Here is a 22330-nt window from a genome sequence, read left to right as displayed (position 1 = left end):
GCTCAGCAGACACTCGTAATAAAAAGCACTATATTTATCATACTCAATTCTAGTGAAGTGAAAAAATAACAATATTTTTGTTGCACTGTATAATTATACAGTATTATAATCGACTTCATAGAATTACATCTTAACTCACATTTTATATTGAGGCACACATGGCAGAAGATAACAAAACACGCGCATTGTCCGCAGCACTTGGTCAGATTGAAAAGCAATTTGGTAAAGGTGCAATTATGCGTCTTGGCGATAACCAAGCTATGGATATCGAATCTGTATCAACAGGTTCACTATCAATTGATATCGCTCTTGGTATAGGTGGTTTGCCATGTGGTCGAGTCGTTGAGATTTATGGTCCTGAATCTTCAGGTAAAACAACACTGACATTACAAGTTATTGCTGAAGCTCAGAAAGTGGGTAAAACCTGTGCCTTCGTTGATGCTGAGCATGCCCTAGATCCAGTATATGCAGAAGCATTAGGGGTTAACATAGATGAGTTGCTAGTGTCTCAACCAGACACAGGTGAGCAGGCGCTAGAGATTTGTGACATGTTAGTACGTTCAGGCGCAGTAGATGTTGTGATCGTCGATTCTGTTGCTGCCTTAACACCAAAAGCCGAAATCGAAGGTGATATGGGTGATTCTCATGTAGGTCTTCAAGCGCGCTTGATGTCTCAAGCCTTACGTAAATTAACGGGTAATATTAAACGTTCAAATACGTTAGTTATTTTCATCAACCAAATTCGTTTGAAAATTGGCGTGATGTTCGGTAATCCGGAAACGACTACTGGTGGTAATGCACTCAAATTCTATTCATCAGTTCGTTTAGATATTCGCCGTATAGGTGCAATTAAAGACGGTGATGAGATTGTTGGGAATGAGACGCGAGTCAAAGTGGTGAAAAATAAAGTTGCACCACCTTTCAAACAAGCTGAATTCCAAATCATGTATGGCCAAGGAATTTCCAAAGAAGCTGAATTAATTGATTTAGGTGTTAAACAAAAATTAGTGGAAAAAGCAGGTGCTTGGTATAGCTATAATGGTGAACGTATTGGCCAAGGTAAAGCGAATGTCGTTAAATATTTGAAAGAACACCCAGAAATGGCTAATGACATTGAAGCCCGTATCCGTGCTGAGTTATTATGTAAAGCTAAACCTACTTCAGAAAGCGAAAACGAAGCTGAAGAAGCATAAGCTACTGCTACATAAATAGTTACTTAAAAAGGTCATCTTAAAGATGACCTTTTTTATATCTGCTTAACTATTACCAGATTGCTAAAGCGTCATATAATTTATGCATGTGTATCAAACGGTGGTGCATTTTCAAATTTATGCTGTGACATTAACTTGAATGACCAAAATGAAGTTTTTTTAGATATTTCCCAAAAAAATCTATGGTAAATGACTCAATCTACTACCAATTATGGATTAAATAATACTGTATAAGTCCTTGATTATGATATCCTATCATCGTTAAAAAAGATGGAAATTTCACGTGAATAGCAAGACTCATTTAGCTGCTAAATCAACAGCTAATCAGGCAATGTTAGATAACAGTACCATTACACAAGATAATAAGGTGTTGCTATCTGCTCAAGGGATATCATGTCACAAACAAGACCGTGTTTTGTTTGAAGATATCTCATTGACTGTGTCCAGTGGTCAGCTTATTCATCTACTTGGTCCTAATGGAGCGGGTAAAACTAGTTTAATTCGAATTCTAGTCGGTTTATCTTCGCCGGATTCGGGCACAGTAACTTTATCAAACAGTACCTCTGAGCCCTATCCGCTGATCTATTTAGGTCATAAATTAGGTCTAAATAAACACCTATCTAGTGTCGAAAATCTTCAATTTTGGGCGAACATGCATGGCGTTGTCACCACAACCGATGAGTTGTATCTACTATTAGCGCGTTTCAATTTGGTTGGTTTAGAAGATGTGCCTAGTGGAGAATTATCTGCAGGACAACAACGACGAGTTTCTTTAGCTCGGACACAGTTGTTACCCGCTAATATTTGGGTATTGGATGAACCTTACACTTCTCTCGATATTCAAGGGGTTACTTTTATTCAAGAGTTGATTGATGATTTTGTAGAGAGCGGCGGAGCCGTCTTAATGACTTCTCATCAACCGTTGCAAAGTCGATTACCAGTGACTGATATCACCTTAGAGTACCGCTTATGAATACTGTCAGTCCTATTATGAGTGTAATGAAACGTGATTTATTATTGGCGTTTCGTCAAAAAGCTGAATTATTGCAACCGTTGTTATTTTTTGTCATGGTGATTACACTTTTTCCTTTAGGTATCGGACCTGGACCTGACACCCTACAAAAAATTGGACCCGGTGTAATTTGGGTCGCAGCCATTTTATCTTCTCTTTTAGGAATGGATAAACTATTCAGAGATGATTTTAACGATGGAAGTTTAGAGCAACTTCAATTATCTAATATTTCTTTATCTTGGGGTATGTTCGTCAAAGTATTAGTGCACTGGTGTGTCTCATTTCTACCTTTGTTATTTATTTCACCATTATTAGCATTATTTTTGAATCTAACCACACCTATGTATTGGTCATTGGTATTTACATTAGTGTTAGGTACGCCATTACTATCGTTGGTCGGAGCGATCGCTGTTGCACTAACGGTTGGTTTACAACGCGGAGGGGTCTTATTATCCTTGCTTCTACTTCCTGTATTTATTCCTTTACTGATTTTTGCAACATCCGCTGTAGAGAGCGCAGCTTTGGGATTAAATTATTTACCTCAAATTGCTATTATCGGTGCCATGTTATGTTTTGCCATAGCTATTACCCCGTTTGCAATTAGTTATGCTATTAGAGTGAGTCATCATTAATGTTTACTTGGTTACATCCTTACGCAAAAACAGAACGTGCTTATGCGCTGTGTAATACTTTACTACCTTATTTCTTTATCACCGCTGTGGCAGGGCTATTGGTAGGATTTGTTTGGGGATTGCTATTTGCCCCAAGTGATTATCAGCAAGGTGATTCGTTCAGAATTATCTATGTCCATGTACCTTCTGCGATTTTATCGATGAGTACTTATGTTGCGATGGCGGTTGCAGGATTTGTGGGGTTAGTATGGCAATGGAAAACTGCTTATATGAGCATGATTGCGATTGCTCCGGTGGGCGCCGTACTTACGTTTATCTCATTGTTCACAGGTGCTGCTTGGGGTAAACCAATGTGGGGAACTTGGTGGATTTGGGATGCGCGTTTAACTTCACAATTAATACTTTTCTTCTTATATTTAGGCGTAATGGCTTTATATGCAGCGTTTAGTGACAAAACTCAAGCCGGTAAATCTGCTGCAATCATGGCACTGGTAGGGGTAATTAATATCCCTATTATTCATTTTTCGGTTGAGTGGTGGAATACACTCCATCAAGGTGCGACGATTACCAAATTTGGCCAGCCTTCTATCGCAACCTCAATGTTGTGGCCTCTTTTGATTTCTATTGCCGGCTTTATTGGTCTTATTGGTACATTATCACTAATGAATTTAAAAAATCAGATACTACGTCGAGAGCTTCACAGACCTTGGGTAACTGAGTTATTAACCTCATCTAAACCGGTTTCGAAAAAAGGAGCTAAATAATGCAATTTAATTCATTAGCAGCGTTTTTAGATATGGGCGGATATGGCTTCTTTGTGTGGTTGTCTTATGGTATTTCAGCTTTATCAATCATGCTGATGGTCTTATATATGCGCCATGAAAGACGTTCATTAATTCAAGCTGTTAAAGCACAAGTAGCACGAAAGCAACGTATTGCTGAAGCCAAAAAAATCCAGGAGCAGTAACTAGATGAATCCACGACGTAAGCAACGATTAATTACAGTTGGCGTGATTGGTGGGATGGTCATCAGCGCCGTATCGCTAATGTTATTCGCTTTAAATGATAATATTGATTTATTTTATACGCCGACAGAAATTGTACAGGGCAAAGACGAGACCGGTGTAAAACCATTGGTCGGTCAACGTCTTCGTATTGGTGGTTTAGTTGTGGAAGGATCTGTTAAACGAAACCAAGATACACTCGCGGTGGAGTTTGACCTAATGGATATAGGACCTACAGTAACCGTGTCCTATACCGGTATTTTGCCTGATTTGTTTCGCGAAGGTCAGGGTATTGTTGCTACCGGTGTGTTACAAGCAAATAATATGATCGTGGCCGAGGAGGTCTTAGCTAAACATGATGAAGAATATATGCCTCCTGAATTAGCTGAGCAACTTAAAGGTATTCAGCATGTGAAGCCTTCTGAAGCGGGTCTAAACCCTGCACCTAGTTACTAATTATTTAGAGTACATAAAAAAACATGATAGCAGAAATTGGAAACATTGCGATTGTACTGGCATTACTATTAGCCAGCTTATTAGCTATTTATCCTATGTGGGGGGCGCAAACGAATCATCGTTTGATGATTTCATCTGCTAAACCACTTGCGGTCGGTTTATTTGTATTTACCGCGATAGCTTATGCGTGTTTGACTAATCGCTTCTTAGCGGACGATTTTTCCGTAGCATATGTAGCGAATCACTCAAATAGCTTATTACCTTGGTATTACAAAGTCACCGCAGTATGGGGCGGTCATGAAGGCTCCTTTTTACTATGGGTATTAATATTTTCGATTTGGACAGTTGCGGTTGCAGTGTTTAGTAAAGGCATTCCTGAAGTCATGGTGGCACGAGTGTTATCTGTATTAGGAATGGTGTCGATTGGTTTTTACTTATTTATGCTAATGACATCGAATCCTTTCGATAGTTTATTGCCTTTTTATCCCGTAGATGGCGCTGATTTAAATCCATTGTTACAAGATTTTGGCATGATTATTCACCCGCCTATGTTATATATGGGATATGTTGGATTTTCTGTGGCGTTTGCTTTTGCGATAGCTGCGCTAATTTCTGGGCAATTAGATTCGACTTGGGCGCGCTGGTCGCGTCCTTGGACCATTGCTGCGTGGGGTTTCTTAACCGTAGGGATCGCCTTAGGCAGTTGGTGGGCATACTATGAACTTGGCTGGGGCGGTTGGTGGTTCTGGGATCCTGTTGAAAATGCGTCCTTTATGCCATGGCTTGTCGGTACTGCCTTAATGCATAGCTTAGCAGTAACAGAAAAACGCAAAGTCTTTAAATCGTGGACTGTATTATTGGCTATTGCAGCATTCTCTCTCAGTCTGTTGGGAACATTCTTAGTCCGTTCTGGGATCCTGGTGTCTGTACATTCATTTGCTTCAGATCCATCTCGAGGGTTATTTATTCTTGGTTTGCTCGTTATCGTTATTGGCGGCTCGCTGCTATTATATGCATTTCGTGCGCCGCAGTTAAAAACACGATCATTTTATTCACTTGCTTCTCGTGAAGTCATGCTAATGGGGAATAATATTTTATTGTGTGCTGCAACTGTGGTGGTGTTACTGGGGACGTTGTTTCCTTTGGTACATAAAGAACTAGGCATGGGTAGCATCTCTATCGGTGCCCCATTCTTTAATCAAATGTTCACTTGGTTAATTGTCCCATTTGTTATGTTTATGACAATAGGACCTTTGAGTCGCTGGAAACAACAGCCTATCGGTGCGTTACGTAACCAGGTATTACTTGCGTTTGGTATTGGTTTTAGTGCGGCATTACTGGTAGTGAATAGTTATGAGACCAAAGCCGATTATGTGGCAACACTGGGAATGCTTTGTGCATTTTGGATACTAGTATCAACAGTTCAAGAAGTTGCGCAGCGGGTAAATGCGATGCCGACTGAATATGGTGTAAAAACGAAAATAACAAAATTAACACCGAGTCATTGGGGTATGATTTTGGGACATGTTGGTTTTGCAGTCTCTTTAATTGGTATTACATTAGTAAGCAATTTTGAGCTTGAACGTGATGTGCGCATGAATTATGGCGATGAAGTGATGATTGCCGGTTATCAGATTAAATTTAGTGATGTAGAAACGGTACAAGGACCTAACTATAGTGCGGACCGTGGTATTTTCGATGTGTTCTTAAATAATGAGTTTGTGGTGCATTTAGAACCTGAAAAGCGCTTTTATCCTGTCACTAGAATGACGATGACAGAAGCGGGTATCCACACCACACTTGTCCGAGATTTATTTATCGCGCTAGGTGAACCATTAGAGAATGGCGCTTGGGCAGTACGTGTATATTATAAACCGTTTGTTATCTGGATTTGGCTAGGCGCAGGGATCATGTCTATTGGTGGTATCTGCTCAATGCTGGATAAGCGCTATCGCATGAAAAAACTTGCGCGTTTTGGAGTGCAAACGGCATGATAAATACACGTTTTATCGTGCCATTAGTGGTATTTGTGACACTGGTATTTTTCTTGTATCAAGGATTATTTTCTGATCCTCGTGAACGCGATTCTCAAGTGTTAGCGCAACCCATGCCCACTTTCAGTTTACCTGATTTGATGGATCCCAGTGTCATACATACTAATAAGGTGTTTATCGGACAGGTGACACTGCTCAATATCTGGGGCGTATGGTGCGTTACCTGTGCCATTGAACTGCCCTATTTAACTGAGTTGAGCCAGCAAGGTGTGAGATTTGTAGGATTATATTATGATCAAGACTTAGACCCTGATTTCGGTACCAAGACACTAGCACGCGTTCAACAAGAAGTGACCGAGACTACCAATCAACTAGGTAACCCATTTGAGTTTAATATTTTCGATGTTTACCGCGATACCTCGTTAGATTTAGGTGTCACGGGTGCACCAGAAACGTTATTGATTGATCAACAAGGTGTGATTCGCGTCCATCATATTGGTGATATCAACCCACGTGTATGGGAGACGAAGTTCGCGCCATTGTATGACGAGCTGATTGCTCAGGGAGTGACTCAATGAAGATAATTATTGCCACAATGTTAGCGTTAATTATAAGTACTAGTGTGATGGCGACGCAAGAAAATTATGCTTTTGAAACTGATCAACAGCGTGTCGATTTTAAGCGTCTAACGGCCGAATTACGTTGTCCTATGTGTCAAAACCAAAATATTGCTGATTCTGATGCCATGATTGCTCATGATATGCGTCGTAAAGTGTATCAGTTAATCACTCAAGGCAATAACCATGATCAAGTCATCGATTTTATGAAACAGCGCTATGGTGACTTTGTCCATTATCAACCACCCGTGACTAACACCACTATTTGGTTATGGATATTACCTTTTTCTGTATTATTGCTTGGTGGATGGATTTTGGTAAGACGTAAGCCTATTGATATAAATAATAGTGTCAGCGATACAGATAAAGTTCATGCTATTGACCAGGATGCACTCATCGCTAAGGCAGAAGCAATGTTGGAGAAAGATAAGTGATTACGTTTTATATTATTGCCATCGTTCTAGTGCTCCTTAGCGCTTTGTTTATCGTTTATCCTATTCTTAAAAATAAGAAACAGACTCATGAACAAGCCTATATTCTGTCTAACACTCGACTCATAAAACAGCGCTTAATTGAGTTAGATGAAGAATTTTCCCAAGGCGTGATATCTGATAAACATCGTCAACAAGCGCAAAAAGAGCTTAAATTAGCATTAATTGATGAAACTGTACCTTCTGATGGTCAAGCAGTCTCGCATCATTCGAGCCAAATAAAATTCATTGGTTATGGTATTTTTGCTGCGTTATTAGTGAGTGTATTATTGATGTATTGGCAGGTAAATCACATCAGTAATGTGGCGCATTTATTTGATTCTCAAGCAAATATGCAAGCACTTACACAAAAAATTATTGTTGACCCTTCTCAAGACGTTACTTTGGAAGATGTCCAAGCGTTTACGTTAGCGATCCGTTCACGAATTCAAAATAATGAAGAAGATGCGACGGGGTGGATGTTATTAGGGCGATTATATAATTCGCTAGGACAATTCGAACAATCCTTTCAAGCATTTGATAAGTCGTTGCTAATTAAACCGAATGATACCGAAACATTAGCAAGTTACGCCCAAGCGTTGATGACCCCTAACCAAGTTGAATATTTACGTCAGGCGAAAACCGTATTAGAGCGTTTGTTAACGTTAGAGCCGGGTAATAATCAAGCAGCATTAATGTTAGCAATGACGGCGGGGCAGTTAGGAGATTTAGCGACATCAGAGCGTTACTTTGCACAGATAAAACCACTATTGCCACCTAATAATCCTGCAATTGTACAAATTCAAGCTAAGATTAACGAGCTAAAAGGTCAACCTCAACAAAAGACGGGTTTTAGTATTACGATAAACGCCACCGAGGAAATTAATAAACGGTTAGCTCAACATAATCGTTTACAACCTTCATTTCTCTTTGTCTTTATCAAAGATGCTGCGTCGAATAATCCATTACCAGCGGCCGTTCGTAAATTAGATTTAAGAAATCTTCCGATGACAGTTACATTGACTCCGGATGATGCCATGATGGCATCGTACTCAATCAATGATATCAGTGAAGTCATCGTCACTGCTCGGTTATCATTTGATGAAAATGTGCAAGCTAGCCCTGGGGAATTAGAGGGGGCGACGAAACTTACTAAAATTAACAATGCCATCATTCCCGTTGATGTCATGGTCAATAAGGAAATTAAGTGAAACACCTATTAATATTGTGTTGTATTGTTTTATTTATGACTGGCTGTGCCAGCAATAAATCAACTCAGATAGAACAATCCAAGACGACGAACTACCAAGTAACTCAATATAATGACCCTAAGGATCCAATCGAAGGTCTTAACCGCACTATGTGGGATCTAAACTATGATATTCTGGATAAATATCTGTTAAAACCAGTGACACAAGGGTATGTCGCGGTTACTCCACAACCGGTTAGAAGTGGGTTAGTTAACTTTTCCAATAACTTAGCAGAGCCAGCTAACTTTCTGAATAATATGCTACAGGGAAAGGTCGATGGTTCAATGGTCAGTTTAGCCCGTTTTTTAGTCAATACCACGGTAGGTGTTTTAGGTGTATTTGATGTTGCATCCACCATGGATTTACATGAAAAAGACGAATCGTTTGGTGAAGTCCTTGGCGTATGGGGCATAAATACTGGTCCTTATCTTATGCTGCCGGCTAGAGGGCCTACAGATATTCGCTCTACGACAGGGGACGTGGTCGATAATATGATGTTTCCTATGAATGTATTAGCGAGTAATTTTACGATTTTTACTGGGGTAGTAGACGTATTAGAAAAGCGAGCCCAGTTACTATCTCAAGAAAGTACATTGAATAATTCACTCGATCCATATTCATTTGTTAAAACAGCGTACTTTCAACGTTTAGAATTTAAAGTCAATGATGGTCAAATTCAAAAATCACCTGAAGCACAAGCGGAAGAGATGGAAGATTTTGAAGAATTTGAAGGACTATTAGACGACTTGTAAGTGTCAGGACCTAGCTGTGATAACAAGTATTATTCACAGCTAGTTTGTCAATTAGATGGTTACGTTGGATAGCCATCAGGATTATTTGATTGCCAACGCCAAGTATCGTCACACATGGCTTGTAAATCTAGTTTGGCTTCCCAGCCTAGAATTGCCTTAGCATGGCTAGGGTCAGCATAACATGCAGCAACATCACCGGCTCTGCGCGGTGCAATATGATAAGGAACATCAACGTTGCTAGCATTCTTAAATGCTTGGACCATATCTAACACACTGTATCCAACCCCTGTACCAAGATTGACGGTCAAAACACCTGGTTTCTTTTTCAGTGCGTCGAGTGCTTTTAAGTGACCTTCGGCTAAATCAACAACGTGGATATAATCACGGACTCCGGTGCCATCATGCGTGTCATAGTCATCACCAAATACCGCAAGCGACTCTCGTTTACCCGTTGCCGTTTGGCTGATAAATGGCATTAAATTATTGGGGATCCCATTCGGATCTTCCCCAATTTGACCCGATTCATGAGCACCGACTGGGTTAAAGTAACGTAATATGGCGATATTCCATTCATTATCTGAAGTGAATAAATCACGTAGTACATGTTCGACCATGAGTTTAGACTGTCCATAAGGGTTAGTTGGCATACCGGTCGGCATAGACTCTTTCAATGGAAGTTCAACAGGATCACCATACACAGTCGCAGATGAGGAAAAGACGATGTTCTTCACACCAAATTCACTCATTACTGCACATAATTGTACTGAGCCATAAACATTATTTTCATAGTATTTGAGCGGGTGTTCGACTGATTCACCGACTGCCTTTAGTCCAGCAAAATGAATCACTGCATCTATCTGATATTGTGTGAAAACATCTCTTAACACGGTTTTATCGCGAATATCGCCTTCAATCAGTGTGACATTTTTTCCCACAAGCTTTTCAACACGCACTAATGATTCAGGTGAAGCATTACACAAGTTATCTAAGACAACGACTTCATCGCCTTTTTCTAGGAGTTGCAACACAGTATGAGAGCCGATATAGCCAGCTCCGCCAGTCACTAAAATAGTAGACATAATGATTTTCCTTAATCGTTAGATTTTTCGTGGGTGGGTAAATACTTTGCACTCATTGAAAACTGTATCGGCCGAACCACTATTGGGTATAGTAATAAAATTAAACCCGCCCATAACAATGAAGTCCAGTCATTGACGACTCTTAATAATAAGATGAAAAAAGGGGCAATGACGCATAGTTTTAAAATATTCAGCAGCGTTTTTTCTGGAATGGTTAATTTTGTCGTAGCGGTTTCTAGCAGCTGAATTCGTTCAGTGAGCGGAACATCTTGTAATTCAGGAATATGCTTAGTAGAAAAATAAAATTTCATAGAGACAGCTCGCCATTAAACGCAGTTTAAATAATTATTCTGAGATGATACAGAATAAGCTTATTCTTGCCTAGTCACACTGTTAATTTGTATATGGAACATCAGTCTGTTTTCAACCGATTATTCATCTATTTTTTTATCGTATATTTAATTCTTAATTAAGTTTAGAAGCTTAATCTGGTCATCATATATAAGAGATAAGTCAATTAAGCGATTTATGATGTTCATACTAAAACCCCTAGTGCGTTTAACAACGTTGTTGTTAGCGATATTTGTTACGTCTCGAATTGCCTTATTGATATGGCAGTATCCAAGATTAAATGATGGAGATATCGGCTTCATTATATCTGGAGCTATCAAAATAGACTTAAGTAGTCTTGGATATTTAGTATCAGTTGGTGTACTTATATTGATATTAGATGTGATTTTCAGAAATAAAACTGCATTATTTCAGCGTATATTTTTGCTTTACGGGAGCTTAGTCACAACCTTAGTAGTGATTATCGAGGCCTCAACACCCGCATTTATTACTCAATATGATGTAAGGCCTAACCGACTTTATGTAGAGTACCTAGATTATCCTCAAGAAGTATTTTCAATGTTGGTCCAAGGGCATTTATTAGCCATGCTGAGTACATTGTTTATAGCTATAATAACAGGTGTCTACAGCTATCGATTTTTGTTTAATTCATTACATAAAACACAGACCTATACATTAAAAAAAACAACCAGTTTACCTTTATTAATAGGTGCTTTATTCCTGTGCTTATTGGCTGCTAGAGGTACATTGAGTCATAGACCGCTTAACCCTGCACTGGTTTATTTTTCTCAGGATTCATTAGTAAATTCCCTCATTCTCAATTCCACTTATAGTGTTGCATTTGCAATTAAAAGTATGAGCAACGAAAAAAGTGCCAGTCATCTCTATGGTTCCATGCCTCGTCCACAAATTTTAGATACGGTTAGACAGTCCTCTTATAGGAAACGGTTTGTTAGCGATGATATTCCAACCTTATCTCATAACAAACCATCCATGTCTGGCGATAAAAAAAACTTAGTGATAATACTTCAAGAAAGTTTAGGCGCCCGTTTTGTAGGAGAGCTTGGAGGATTAGGAATTACTCCTGAATTTGATAGGCTCTACCAGCAAGGTTGGGGGTTTGATCATCTTTATGCTACCGGTATCCGTTCAGTAAGAGGTATTGAAGCCGTTACGACAGGATTTATACCGTCACCATCTCGTTCAGTGGTTAAACTCTCTAAATCGCAGCATGGTTTTTATTCGTTAGCTGATACATTAGCTCAAGAAGGATATGAAACACAATTCATCTACGGTGGTGAAAGCCATTTTGATAACATGAAAAGTTTTTTCTTAGGAAATGGATTTAACAATATTGTGGATATTAATGATTTTGAACACCCTGAGTTTATTTCATCTTGGGGGGTAAGTGATGAGGACTTATTTATTAAAGCCGATCATGAACTATCGACTTTAAATCAAACGTCAGCGCCTTTTTTTAGTTTGATATTCACATCAAGCAATCATGATCCGTTTGATATTCCTGAAGGAAAAGTATCTTTACCTAACGAACTTGAATCTGACAATTACAAACGCGATCTTGCAATTAAATACGCGGATTATGCACTTGGAAAATTTATCGATAAAGCACAAACACAAGCGTACTGGGAAAATACCATATTTTTAGTTGTAGCTGATCATGATGTACGAGTATTTGGTTCTGAACCTGTGCCTGTAAAATCGTTTCATATACCTGCTGTAATTTTAAATAGTGGTATAGAAGCTCACAGGGATAAAAGACTAGTAAGTCAAATAGATTTACCAGTCACATTGTTATCACTTCTTGGTATTGAAAAAGCAACGCCTATGCTTGGTTTTGATCTGACTAAAACTTATCCGGTTGAACGGGCGATGATGCAGTACTACGATAATTTTGCATACCTTGAAAACGATGAAATGGTTATTCTGATGCCCAATCGAAAGATCAGTTATTGGCAATATAACAAACAAAGCAAAACACAGGAAAAAAGAGAACTCGAACACTTTGATAACGCTTTGATAAATAAAGCTCTTGCACATGTATTATTTAGTAACTTAGCCTACACTGAGAAGCTTTATCGTTCAGCAGATAAACCTAAAGATGAACAATAATTATGTATATTACTAACAGAAGGCTAGGTATTTTCTCTAAGCAAATAAGTTATTGTCAGTTTGTTTGCTTAGTTTCAATTTATATTCTTATCGCTTTTAATAGTCAGTTTTTATATAAAACGCTTATTGCAATTTCACAAACAGCCGATTTGCATTGGATGTTCATGCTAAGTATTCCAATCCTACTTTTTTCACTAATAGTATTAGTGTTAAGTTGGTTTTCGCTTATTATTTTCGTTAAACCTATACTTTTATTAAATATAGTAATTTGTTCATTCTTGTTTTATTCAACATTTAATTATGGTGTTATTTTTGACAAAAGTATGCTGCAAAATATAGTTGAAACTGATTCCAGTGAAGCATTTTCATATTTAAATATTCAACTTGTCATTTTTATTTTTTTAACCGGTATTCTACCTAGTTATTTATTTCATCATTTGAAAATAAAAGGAAATTTTAGAGCGCATTTAACAAGCTTTATTAAACTAAACTTCTTCGCACTAGTAACTTGTACATTGATTGCAGTACCGTTTTATGAAGATTATGCTTCAGTTGGACGGAATAACAGACAACTTACAAGTTATATTACGCCGTTTGCATTTTATACTGCCGGTTATAAATATTTTAGAGATAATTTTTTGTTTCCTCCATTACCTTTTAGAGTACTTGATGATTCGCCTGTATTAGAAAATAAAGCGAGTTCTTCGTTAACGGTTATGGTGGTAGGTGAAACCGCACGCGCATCCAATTTTTCGCTACAAGGCTACAAAAGGGTTACTAATCCTAATACTCCTAAATTAGGAGTGAAGTATTTTAATCATGTTTCATCATGTGGAACTGCCACTGCAATTTCAGTACCGTGTATGTTTTCTCGCTTAAATCGAAAAGAATATGATTCACGCTATGCACAAAGCCAAGATAATGTATTAGATATTATTCAGAGAAGTGGTGTTGAAGTTTCATGGATTGATAATAATAGTGGATGTAAAGGTGTCTGTCGTCGTATCAAATCAGAAAATATTGAACCGATTAAAGTCAACCCGTTATGTGATGGTGACTATTGTTATGATGAAATATTGGTCTCAAAATTAGTAAACAAGATAGCAGATAGCCAAGCTAAACATAAATTAGTGATTTTACATATGATAGGCTCACATGGACCCACTTATTATCGTCGCTATCCGGAAAATAACAGTGTGTTTAAACCTGATTGCTTAAAAAGTGATATTCAAAACTGTAGTACAACAGAACTAGTTAATACATACGATAATTCTATCGCTTACACTGACCTTGTTTTAAGTAAGTTGATAGAAGTATTACAAGCGAGTGATGTAACGGATAAAGCATTTTTGTATGTGTCTGATCACGGAGAGTCACTTGGCGAAAAAGGATTATATTTGCATGGATTTCCTTATGCATTAGCTCCAGAAGAACAGACTCATATTCCAATCATATTTTGGAGTAATAAGCTTGCTGATTCTAACTATAATCAATGTATTGAGTTAGTACGCTCAAACACATTTTCACATGACAATATTTTTGACAGTCTACTTGGATTAACTCAAGTAATGAGTACTGAATATCAACCCGAATTCGATATATTTAACGCCTGTAAGGCTCCAAGTTAATAAAGAGGTTTTATAATGCAATTTGATTCAACAAATAAGCCATCCGGCATTCATCGAATTTATTTAGCTTTTACAAATTCAATGAGAGCATTTAAATGGCTTTCAGAAAACGAAGCGGCTTTTAAACAAGAGCTCATTTTACTCGTGGTATCATTAATCATTATTGTCACCTGGCAGATCGAAATTTATGCAAAACTGATGCTGTTGATTTCTGTGTTATTTGTATTATTTGCTGAAGTTGTGAATACAGCAATAGAGGCAACGATTGATAGAATTAGCTTAGATATACATCCATTGTCTGGATTAGCAAAGGATTTAGGGTCTGCTGCTGTATTCATTGCAATATTGATATGTGCATCTGTTTGGATTGCTGTATTTATTAGTTATATTGATGATTTTTTAATTGAATAAGTAACACATTTATTTGTAAATTATTTTTACTAAGACTAACTTTGATACCTAAAAGACAAATAAAAAAACCGACATCTTTATAATCAAAGCATGTCGGTTTTTATTCACTGAGTAGGATTAAGCCTGTGCTGTTTTCTCAGCATCTTGAGCAGCTGATTCTGCTGCTTGTTCCCAGTATTTTGTTTTGAAGCTTAGTAACACTAGGATGATCCCTACTGAAATACCAAACAAACTAATTTGTAGATAAAGGTTTGGCATTTGACCTACGTTTTCTGGATCAAAGTTACCCGCTAGTAAGCCTGCGATAACATTACCAATAGAGTAGGTAAGGACAAATACACCCATCATTTGACCTGCAAAACGGCGTGGTGATAATTTTGAGACCGCACTTAATGCGACAGGGCTTAAACATAATTCCCCGACCGTATGTAGGAAGTAGGTAGCGATTAACCAGTAAGGCGCGACTTTTAAACCTGAGGCAGCGTACTGTGCAGCGAAGAACATCACGATAAAGCCAGTTGCCATGATGATTAAACCTAAAGCACATTTCACTGAATAACTTGGCGTGATCATTTTTTTCGCAAGGTTGATCCATAAGGCAGCAAAAAACGGTGATAAAATCACAATAAAGAAGGAGTTTGCTGATTGGAACCAAGCTGTTGGGATTTCAAACGCACCTAACATCCTATCGGTATAATCTCGACCGAATAAATTCAATGAAGAACCTGCCTGTTCAAAACCTGCCCAAAAACATGCCGATGCAACACATATCAGAAACAAGGCCCACATGCCTTTTTTCTCATTTTGGTTTAAGTTACCTTTGAAATATATGGCAGCAAAATAGCCCAAAAAGATTAAACAAAAAATGACTGCGACAGCTTGTGCAACAGGCACTGGGTCAAAAGTGATAATGCCATTGTAAATAGCATATGTCATGCCTGCGACGATGATCAAAAATGCGACAATGATATTCCAAGACATCTTTTGACCTTTAAGCGTCAAAGGTTGAGTAGGGGTGGCAGCGACTTCACCTAAATTGCTCAACGTCATTTTGTATTGAACAAGACCAATCGCCATGCCAACAGCCGCAGCACCAAAGGCCCAGTGGTATCCCATATTAACTTGTAAATAACCGCAGACGGTATAACCAATCACAGCACCGATATTAATACCCATATAATAGAGGGTATAACCACTATCACGACGTTGATCTTCTGGTGCATATAACTGACCGACAATAGCCCCAATATTAGGCTTTAATAACCCGGTGCCTAACACCACAAAAATTAATCCAATGTAAAATGTAGATGCAGCAGGAATGGCAAGAATGATATGCCCAATCATAATAATGATCCCACCATACCAAACGGCTTTTTGCCCGCCGATCAGTCGGTCTGCTAGCCAACCACCGGGTAATCCCATGAAATAAACCGCACCAGTATAAAGGCCATAAATAGCGCCAGCTGAAGCAACGGTTATGCCTAAGCCACCTTCTTGTAGTGAGAGGGTCATGTAAAGTACTAATAGAGCTCGCATACCGTAATAACTCATACGTTCCCACATTTCTGTCATGAAGAGGGTTTGTAAACCGCGAGGATGGCCAAAAAAGCCCGTGTCGTTTGTATTTGTTGTCATTATTGTTCCTAAGACTGGATGTTATTTTTATGAATATAAGGTCTTTTTAGAGCAAAACATGTTACCCCATGACACTGTATTGTACAAATATCATAGATTCGACTAGTTTAAGATATGTGAATGATGTCAAAGTAGGTTGGTACTGACATTTCATATAGCGGTTATTGCAAGCCTGTTGTTGCTCATACTGATGTGCAACTGCCTATTTTTAGTGCATAAATAGAACATGTTCCTTGAGCGTACTTGAGTGTTTTGTAATGATTCTTAGAATAGGGACATTTTTTGTAGGTGTGGGATATCAATGAGATGGTGGTATTTATTGAAAAGTGATAAAGTTAAAAATATGAAATTATGTATATTAGTGAGTTGTATTGACGAATATGCTTAATAGGCATAGAAAATGCATTTAGCATCTATTATTAAATAGTGGTCTCATCCTTTCGATATGAAACATATGGTGTCACTTATTTTTTAATGCGTTAGTCACTACTTTTTAATTAAAGTACTATTTGATGGACGTAATTTATATAAACCTATTTATAGTAAAGTGTCGTTTTTATTTCACTATACAGATAAGGTTGTGAATTATTAATTAAGGATAAAGATTTATGAGCCAAGTTACTAAGGCTGTTATACCGGTAGCGGGTCTAGGTACTAGAATGTTGCCTGCGACAAAAGCCATTCCAAAAGAAATGCTACCAGTGGTAGACAAACCTCTCATTCAATATGTTGTTAATGAATGTGTTGCTGCAGGGATCAAAGAGATTGTACTTGTGACGCATGCATCTAAAAATAGCATTGAAAACCACTTTGACACGTCTTATGAACTTGAATCAACCCTTGAAAAACGGGTTAAACGTTCATTGTTAGAAGAAGTACAATCCATCGTACCCAAGGGCGTGACGATTATTCAAGTGCGTCAAGGGGTGGCTAACGGTCTTGGACATGCAATCATGTGTGCACATCCGGTTGTGGGTGATGCCCCTTTTGCCGTTGTTCTTCCTGACGTGATTATGGATGACGCGGCAAGTAACCTCAAAAAAGATAACCTAGCGGATATGGTTTCGCGTTTTAACACCTCTCGTGTATCTCAAGTATTAGTAGAAGAAGTGCCAGAGGAAGATGTGAGTAAGTTTGGTGTCGTTGATTTAGATGGTGCCACAATTGGTTTAGGCGAATCAGCTAAGATCCATGCTATGGTAGAGAAGCCCGAACAGGATGAAGCCCCTTCAAATTTAGCGGTTGTTGGTCGTTATGTATTATCTGAGAAGATTTGGGATTTACTTGCATTCACTCCACCAGGTGCTGGTGGTGAAATTCAATTAACGGATGCGATTGCGACATTAATGAATATTGAACAGGTGGATGCTTATTACATGAAGGGCAAAAGTCATGATTGTGGATCTAAATTGGGATACATGAAAGCGAATGTTGAGTATGCGTTAAGACATCCCGAATTAGGAGAAGCATTTCAAGAGTATCTCGCACAGATGAAGGGATAATTTCACTTCACTAGATGTTCATGATAACCCTCAATAGTAAGATTACTTTTGAGGGTTTTTTTGTGGCTATTTGTTCTGCTTTGGATTGACGATGATGTAAGGTGTTAATTTTTGTAATAGCTTATTACCAAGACCTTTCACCTTAGTCACTTGTTCTACACTTTCAAACTCGCCATGCAGTTCACGATATGCCACTATAGCTTGTGCTTTTTTGATACCGATACCCTTGATTGAAGCGAGCTCTTTAGTGCTTGCCAAGTTCAAGTCATACTGGGTGATTGCTGACTTTGAGGATACTGGTATTTCAAGTGATTGACCATTTTGCATGGTTTCATCGGCAAAAGCCGTAGTTGAAATTGACGTCGCTAATACCAAACAAGTAATTAATGACGTAGCAGAAACGAAATAAGATAAAATAGGTTTTAAATTCATGATGTAACTCCTAGTGAATATATTATGTGCAGCCTTATTGCTGTACATGCTAAGAGTATAATTTCGTTATTTAACGTCGTGGTATAGGTTTTAAACTTGTCATGTAAAACAGGCCCTATGATCAGGGAAGGTATTAATCGGCAATAAAAAAGCCAATGTTTAAAATATCAACATTGGCTTAATAGGCAAATATTTGTCAGGCTTATAAGCGCTCTAACATAGCCTGAGTAAAGTCAGTAGTACCGTGTTCTCCACCAAGATCTTTGGTCGTACGGTCACCAGACTCAATCACATCTTTAAGCGCTGCTCGGATTTTTTCGGCTTTATCGCTCATCTCAAGGTATTCAAGCATTTGAATAGAGGCAAGTATCACTGAGGTAGGATTCGCTAAATTCATTCCAGCAATATCAGGTGCAGAGCCGTGTACGGCTTCAAATATTGCACAATCTCCACCGATGTTCGCACCAGGAGCCATGCCTAAACCACCCACTAAACCAGCGCATAAATCTGATAAGATATCACCGAATAAGTTAGTAGTGACCATTACATCAAACTGATGAGGGTTCATCACTAACTGCATACAAGCGTTGTCAACGATCATTTCAGCCGACTCGATATCTGGATAACGCTCACCTACTTCTCGAGCCACTTTCAAAAATAAACCGGAGGTAGATTTAAGAATATTTGCTTTATGTACAGCCGTCACTTTTTTACGACCTTCGCGACGTGCTAACTCATAAGCAAAAACGACAATCTTTTCAGCGCCTTCGCGGGTAATCTTACTTTTCGCTTCAGCTTCTTCACCATCGTCAGAGACTATTTGTCCAAGGCCTGAATACATACCTTGCGTGTTTTCACGTACTGTAATGATATCGATATCTTCATATCGAGCTTTTGTACCGTTAAATGATAAGACGGGCCTTACATTGGCGTATAGTTGAAATTGTTTACGCAAACTCACATTGATGGACGTAAAGCCTTCCCCGACAGGAGTCGTTAAAGGGCCTTTTAAAGCGACACCATTCTTTTTAATCAGTGCTAATGTTTCTTCTGGTAATAGCTCACCATGGTTTTCAAGCGCCATTAGACCCGCATCAGCATAATCGTAAGCAAAGTTACAACCTACTTTATCTAGTATTTGAATGGCTGAATCGATAATGTCTGGACCGATACCATCACCACGAATGACAGTAATACGTTGTTGAGTCATGAAAAATCCTTTGTATAAAATAAATGTTTACCGCATTGACACATGCCAAAACAGTAAATTAACAGTCTAATTTTACCTGAAGATAGAGTGATGCACTAGGCAATTATTGGTAGAACTAATTCAGCAGATGAATATCCATTATTCAGTATTTATTGTCGGATTAAACGCCAGTCTGGATAGGGTGCTTCAAAATTACTTCTAAATGGATTGATATCTAATCCTCCGCGACGAGTGTATCGAGCTAATACTGTTAGCTGTTCACAATGACAATGTTCAATGAGATCGCAAAATATACGTTCTACGCATTGTTCATGAAATTCATTATGTTGACGGAATGAGATCAAATAACGCAATAACGATTCATGTTCAATTTGCGGACCTGAATATTTAATGAAAATGGTGGCCCAGTCCGGTTGATTAGTAATTAAGCAGTTTGATTTGAGTAGATTCGAATATAAAAACTCATGCGTTACCATGTCACGGTTAGATTTAAGTAAATTCGGTGAGACCACGTATTCATCAAAGGTTAAATCCATGGTGTCTAGAAGAGTGGCTGAAGGTATGTGTAATTGTTGTTGATTAAACTCATTATTTGGAATGATGTCGATGCTAACATTACCTTGAGCGCAATGACTTAAATCGTTTTCTAACACAGACTTAACGTTAGCTAGTGATTCAAAACGAGTGTTATTAAAACTATTGAGGTACAGTTTAAATGATTTGGATTCAATTATATTGATACTGTCGAAGGCAACAGCACAACGTAAAATACCCACTTGAGGCATACCATTGACATTTAACCATGAGAGTTCATATCCATTCCAAATATCATTCCCAGAAAAAGGTAAGTCATTACTCAAGCCAATCATATTGCGGTTTAGTGCCCTTGGTACTGGCTGTAAAAAACTCACATCGTATTGATCAGAATAGGTCACTGATTTTCCTAATGCGAGTTCGGCTAATTGGGGGTTATTATGGTAATCTTGAGACATACATGAATCACAGTTATGAATAATATAGCTATTTTACCCAAATCTTCAAAAAGGTGTCTGTTTTTATGCAATCTGAATGGCAAAATTTAATGGCAAGGTATGCGAAAACTGTCAAGTTAACCACACAGTTTGATCAGCAATGGCCTTCTCTATGCATTAATGAAGCAACTGACTCGTTGCTTGATGGCCAAGAAATTTCATGGCAACCGATAGCTCGTCCAGCCAATGACATGGAAGAATTTAGTCAAGCTTTAGGACTCACATTGCCCGAGTTACTGATTGAGTTTTATTCTGCTTTTTTTGCTGAACACCTTGAATTAACAATCCAACAAGGACGCATTACCTTACTGCAAGCTTGGAATGAAGAAGATTTTGAGCGACTGCAGGAAAATTTGATTGGACATGCATTAATGAAAAGGCGATTAAAACAATCACCGACATTATTTATTGGTCTACCTGAAAATGATGATTATTTGATTTCTGTATTAATGAATACCGGTGAAGTGGTTCTTGAGCCAGTAGGAAAAGAACCAACAACCATCCTTGCTCCATCATTGGCCCATTTTTTCCAGAGTCTGTGTCAATCTTAATACCTGCGCTTGTAAGGTCTCTATAGCGTTTTGTTGTGCTGCTATTTGTTGGGCTAAGTCATCGATGGATAAAATCTCAGGTGTTTCTTCGATAGGCTGAGAATCTGCTTTAGCTTGAATGTCGTCAATAGCCTGCGCTCGTTCTCCTGCTTTAAATGCATTAATAACACCAATGATCTTGGGTAATGGCACCGGTTGTTTGATTTTTGCTTTGAGTAAACCGACAGAAATGGGAAGACTTTTAGCTTCTAATTCACTGCATATAGTAAGCAAACGTTGTTTTGTCGTGTTGTCCATAATGCCTAATTCTTAGTTAAATTTGTTATTTCTTCGTATTATTGACCAGAGCCCGGATATGTTATTTTTAAAATCATAATAATATCAATGATTTAAAATTGGCATGAGATTTGATTATTATAAAACTCAAAGAACTACATTATAACGGATAGACCGTGACTAATGACAATAAAATCCAAAAAAGGCGCCTTCAACATGCAAATTATCCAAAAAGTCCAAGTTATTTCAATCGCTTCTTTATTAATGGTCTCTTTAAGTGGTTGTGTTATCGCAATTGGCGATGATGAATATAAGCGTGATACTCATCATAGCAGCTGGGAAGTCAGAGAAAAAAATAACCGAGCTCATGTTCAAGGGCTGCAATTAGGTGAACACTATTTAGATATTACTAATAAGATGGGAGTGGCTGACTTTAATGAATTATTAACCCGACAAAATAATACTTACCAAGTACTGTACTATCGTACTCACCGTCAAAATGGTGACGGTGTTACGACAAAAGATGAATGCACACCGCTGGTATTTTTAAATAATGAATTAGTGGGGTGGGGTGACAATTATTTAATATCTTTATAGTGACAATGCGTAATTTGTTATAAAAAGCATGATTTTTTTGCTTACTATTAATAGTTAATCGTTTACACTATTTGTAAATGGTTTGTTAACAATAAGCGA

General features: G+C 38.1%; 24 protein-coding genes. 17 read left to right on the top strand and 7 right to left on the bottom strand.

Features of this window, described 5'->3' with window-relative positions; genetic code table 11:
* Positions 1 to 158 precede the first annotated feature (158 nt).
* The 11 genes from recA (at position 159) to G2999_RS03075 (ending at position 9398) form a co-directional block, all read left to right on the top strand.
* Positions 159 to 1193 (top strand): recombinase RecA, encoded by a 1035-nt coding sequence (gene recA, locus G2999_RS03125; protein ID WP_010178627.1) that lies wholly within the window; start codon positions 159 to 161, stop codon positions 1191 to 1193.
* A gap of 301 nt (positions 1194 to 1494) precedes the next feature.
* Positions 1495 to 2184, top strand: coding sequence for a cytochrome c biogenesis heme-transporting ATPase CcmA (ccmA, locus tag G2999_RS03120; RefSeq protein WP_010178626.1), 690 nt, complete (start codon positions 1495 to 1497; stop codon positions 2182 to 2184).
* Positions 2181 to 2855 (top strand): heme exporter protein CcmB, encoded by a 675-nt coding sequence (gene ccmB / locus G2999_RS03115; protein ID WP_010178624.1) that lies wholly within the window; start codon positions 2181 to 2183, stop codon positions 2853 to 2855. The genes ccmA and ccmB overlap by 4 nt, the downstream gene beginning before the upstream one ends.
* On the top strand, positions 2855 to 3619 hold the full coding sequence (locus G2999_RS03110) for a heme ABC transporter permease (protein WP_010178622.1): 765 nt from the start codon (positions 2855 to 2857) through the stop codon (positions 3617 to 3619). Before ccmB ends, G2999_RS03110 begins: the two co-directional genes overlap by 1 nt.
* Positions 3619 to 3822, top strand: a complete 204-nt coding sequence (gene ccmD / locus G2999_RS03105) for a heme exporter protein CcmD (protein ID WP_010178620.1) — start codon at positions 3619 to 3621, stop codon at positions 3820 to 3822. Before G2999_RS03110 ends, ccmD begins: the two co-directional genes overlap by 1 nt.
* A gap of 4 nt (positions 3823 to 3826) precedes the next feature.
* On the top strand, positions 3827 to 4315 hold the full coding sequence (ccmE, locus tag G2999_RS03100; protein WP_010178618.1) for a cytochrome c maturation protein CcmE: 489 nt from the start codon (positions 3827 to 3829) through the stop codon (positions 4313 to 4315).
* Between the two features lie 23 nt (positions 4316 to 4338).
* A complete protein-coding gene (locus G2999_RS03095) occupies positions 4339 to 6309 on the top strand; it encodes a heme lyase CcmF/NrfE family subunit (RefSeq protein ID WP_010178616.1) in 1971 nt (656 codons plus the stop codon).
* Positions 6306 to 6887, top strand: coding sequence for a redoxin family protein (locus G2999_RS03090; protein ID WP_010178614.1), 582 nt, complete (start codon positions 6306 to 6308; stop codon positions 6885 to 6887). The genes G2999_RS03095 and G2999_RS03090 overlap by 4 nt, the downstream gene beginning before the upstream one ends.
* Complete coding sequence (locus tag G2999_RS03085; RefSeq protein WP_010178613.1) at positions 6884 to 7360, top strand: cytochrome c-type biogenesis protein; 477 nt, start codon at positions 6884 to 6886, stop codon at positions 7358 to 7360. Before G2999_RS03090 ends, G2999_RS03085 begins: the two co-directional genes overlap by 4 nt.
* A complete protein-coding gene (gene ccmI, locus G2999_RS03080) occupies positions 7357 to 8607 on the top strand; it encodes a c-type cytochrome biogenesis protein CcmI (RefSeq protein WP_010178610.1) in 1251 nt (416 codons plus the stop codon). The genes G2999_RS03085 and ccmI overlap by 4 nt, the downstream gene beginning before the upstream one ends.
* Positions 8604 to 9398 (top strand): VacJ family lipoprotein, encoded by a 795-nt coding sequence (locus tag G2999_RS03075; protein WP_010178608.1) that lies wholly within the window; start codon positions 8604 to 8606, stop codon positions 9396 to 9398. The genes ccmI and G2999_RS03075 overlap by 4 nt, the downstream gene beginning before the upstream one ends.
* 59 nt (positions 9399 to 9457) lie before the next feature.
* On the opposite strand, the gene galE is transcribed toward G2999_RS03075, so the two are convergent.
* Together galE and G2999_RS03065 are read right to left on the bottom strand one after the other, a co-directional pair.
* A complete protein-coding gene (galE, locus tag G2999_RS03070) occupies positions 9458 to 10477 on the bottom strand; it encodes a UDP-glucose 4-epimerase GalE (RefSeq protein ID WP_010178606.1) in 1020 nt (339 codons plus the stop codon).
* A gap of 11 nt (positions 10478 to 10488) precedes the next feature.
* Positions 10489 to 10788 (bottom strand): DUF6170 family protein, encoded by a 300-nt coding sequence (locus G2999_RS03065; RefSeq protein ID WP_010178604.1) that lies wholly within the window; start codon positions 10786 to 10788, stop codon positions 10489 to 10491.
* 220 nt (positions 10789 to 11008) lie between these two features.
* Here G2999_RS03065 and G2999_RS03060 point away from each other — a divergent pair, with 220 nt between their 5' ends.
* The 3 genes from G2999_RS03060 to G2999_RS03050 are packed head-to-tail and all read left to right on the top strand — an operon-like array spanning position 11009 to position 14997.
* Entirely contained in the window at positions 11009 to 12958 is a 1950-nt protein-coding gene (locus tag G2999_RS03060; protein ID WP_010178602.1) for a sulfatase-like hydrolase/transferase, read from the top strand.
* Positions 12959 to 12960: 2 nt separating this feature from the next.
* Positions 12961 to 14586, top strand: coding sequence for a phosphoethanolamine transferase (locus G2999_RS03055; protein ID WP_010178600.1), 1626 nt, complete (start codon positions 12961 to 12963; stop codon positions 14584 to 14586).
* Positions 14587 to 14601: 15 nt separating this feature from the next.
* Entirely contained in the window at positions 14602 to 14997 is a 396-nt protein-coding gene (locus G2999_RS03050; protein WP_010178597.1) for a diacylglycerol kinase, read from the top strand.
* 117 nt (positions 14998 to 15114) lie between these two features.
* Here G2999_RS03050 and G2999_RS03045 read toward each other — a convergent pair whose 3' ends face one another.
* Positions 15115 to 16632 (bottom strand): peptide MFS transporter, encoded by a 1518-nt coding sequence (locus G2999_RS03045; protein WP_010178595.1) that lies wholly within the window; start codon positions 16630 to 16632, stop codon positions 15115 to 15117.
* Positions 16633 to 17240: 608 nt separating this feature from the next.
* Here G2999_RS03045 and galU point away from each other — a divergent pair.
* The gene (gene galU, locus G2999_RS03040) at positions 17241 to 18134 is read left to right on the top strand and encodes a UTP--glucose-1-phosphate uridylyltransferase GalU (RefSeq protein ID WP_010178593.1); all 894 of its coding nucleotides are present in this window, start codon (positions 17241 to 17243) and stop codon (positions 18132 to 18134) included.
* Between the two features lie 66 nt (positions 18135 to 18200).
* Here galU and G2999_RS12560 read toward each other — a convergent pair whose 3' ends face one another.
* From G2999_RS12560 to queF, 3 genes are all read right to left on the bottom strand, one after another.
* Positions 18201 to 18566 (bottom strand): helix-hairpin-helix domain-containing protein, encoded by a 366-nt coding sequence (locus G2999_RS12560; RefSeq protein WP_010178591.1) that lies wholly within the window; start codon positions 18564 to 18566, stop codon positions 18201 to 18203.
* Between the two features lie 202 nt (positions 18567 to 18768).
* Positions 18769 to 19776, bottom strand: a complete 1008-nt coding sequence (locus tag G2999_RS03030; RefSeq protein WP_010178589.1) for an isocitrate dehydrogenase — start codon at positions 19774 to 19776, stop codon at positions 18769 to 18771.
* Positions 19777 to 19925: 149 nt separating this feature from the next.
* Positions 19926 to 20768, bottom strand: a complete 843-nt coding sequence (queF, locus tag G2999_RS03025) for an NADPH-dependent 7-cyano-7-deazaguanine reductase QueF (RefSeq protein ID WP_010178587.1) — start codon at positions 20766 to 20768, stop codon at positions 19926 to 19928.
* 65 nt (positions 20769 to 20833) lie between these two features.
* Here queF and syd point away from each other — a divergent pair, with 65 nt between their 5' ends.
* A complete protein-coding gene (gene syd / locus G2999_RS03020) occupies positions 20834 to 21358 on the top strand; it encodes a SecY-interacting protein (protein WP_010178585.1) in 525 nt (174 codons plus the stop codon).
* Here syd and G2999_RS03015 read toward each other — a convergent pair.
* Positions 21320 to 21655 carry a hypothetical protein gene (locus G2999_RS03015; protein WP_010178583.1) on the bottom strand — a complete coding sequence of 112 codons (336 nt, stop codon included), beginning with the start codon at positions 21653 to 21655 and terminating at the stop codon, positions 21320 to 21322. The two genes, syd and G2999_RS03015, sit on opposite strands and share 39 nt — an antisense overlap.
* A gap of 195 nt (positions 21656 to 21850) precedes the next feature.
* Between G2999_RS03015 and G2999_RS03010 the strand changes: the two genes are divergently transcribed.
* Positions 21851 to 22231, top strand: a complete 381-nt coding sequence (locus G2999_RS03010) for a DUF3192 domain-containing protein (RefSeq protein ID WP_010178580.1) — start codon at positions 21851 to 21853, stop codon at positions 22229 to 22231.
* The last annotated feature ends 99 nt before the right edge of the window (positions 22232 to 22330 follow it).

The sequence above is a fragment of the Glaciecola sp. HTCC2999 genome (assembly GCF_000155775.1).
GTDB lineage: Bacteria > Pseudomonadota > Gammaproteobacteria > Enterobacterales > Alteromonadaceae > Opacimonas.
The sequence above is the reverse complement of the archived record's forward strand: the minus strand, read 5'-3'. Positions and strand labels throughout refer to the sequence as shown.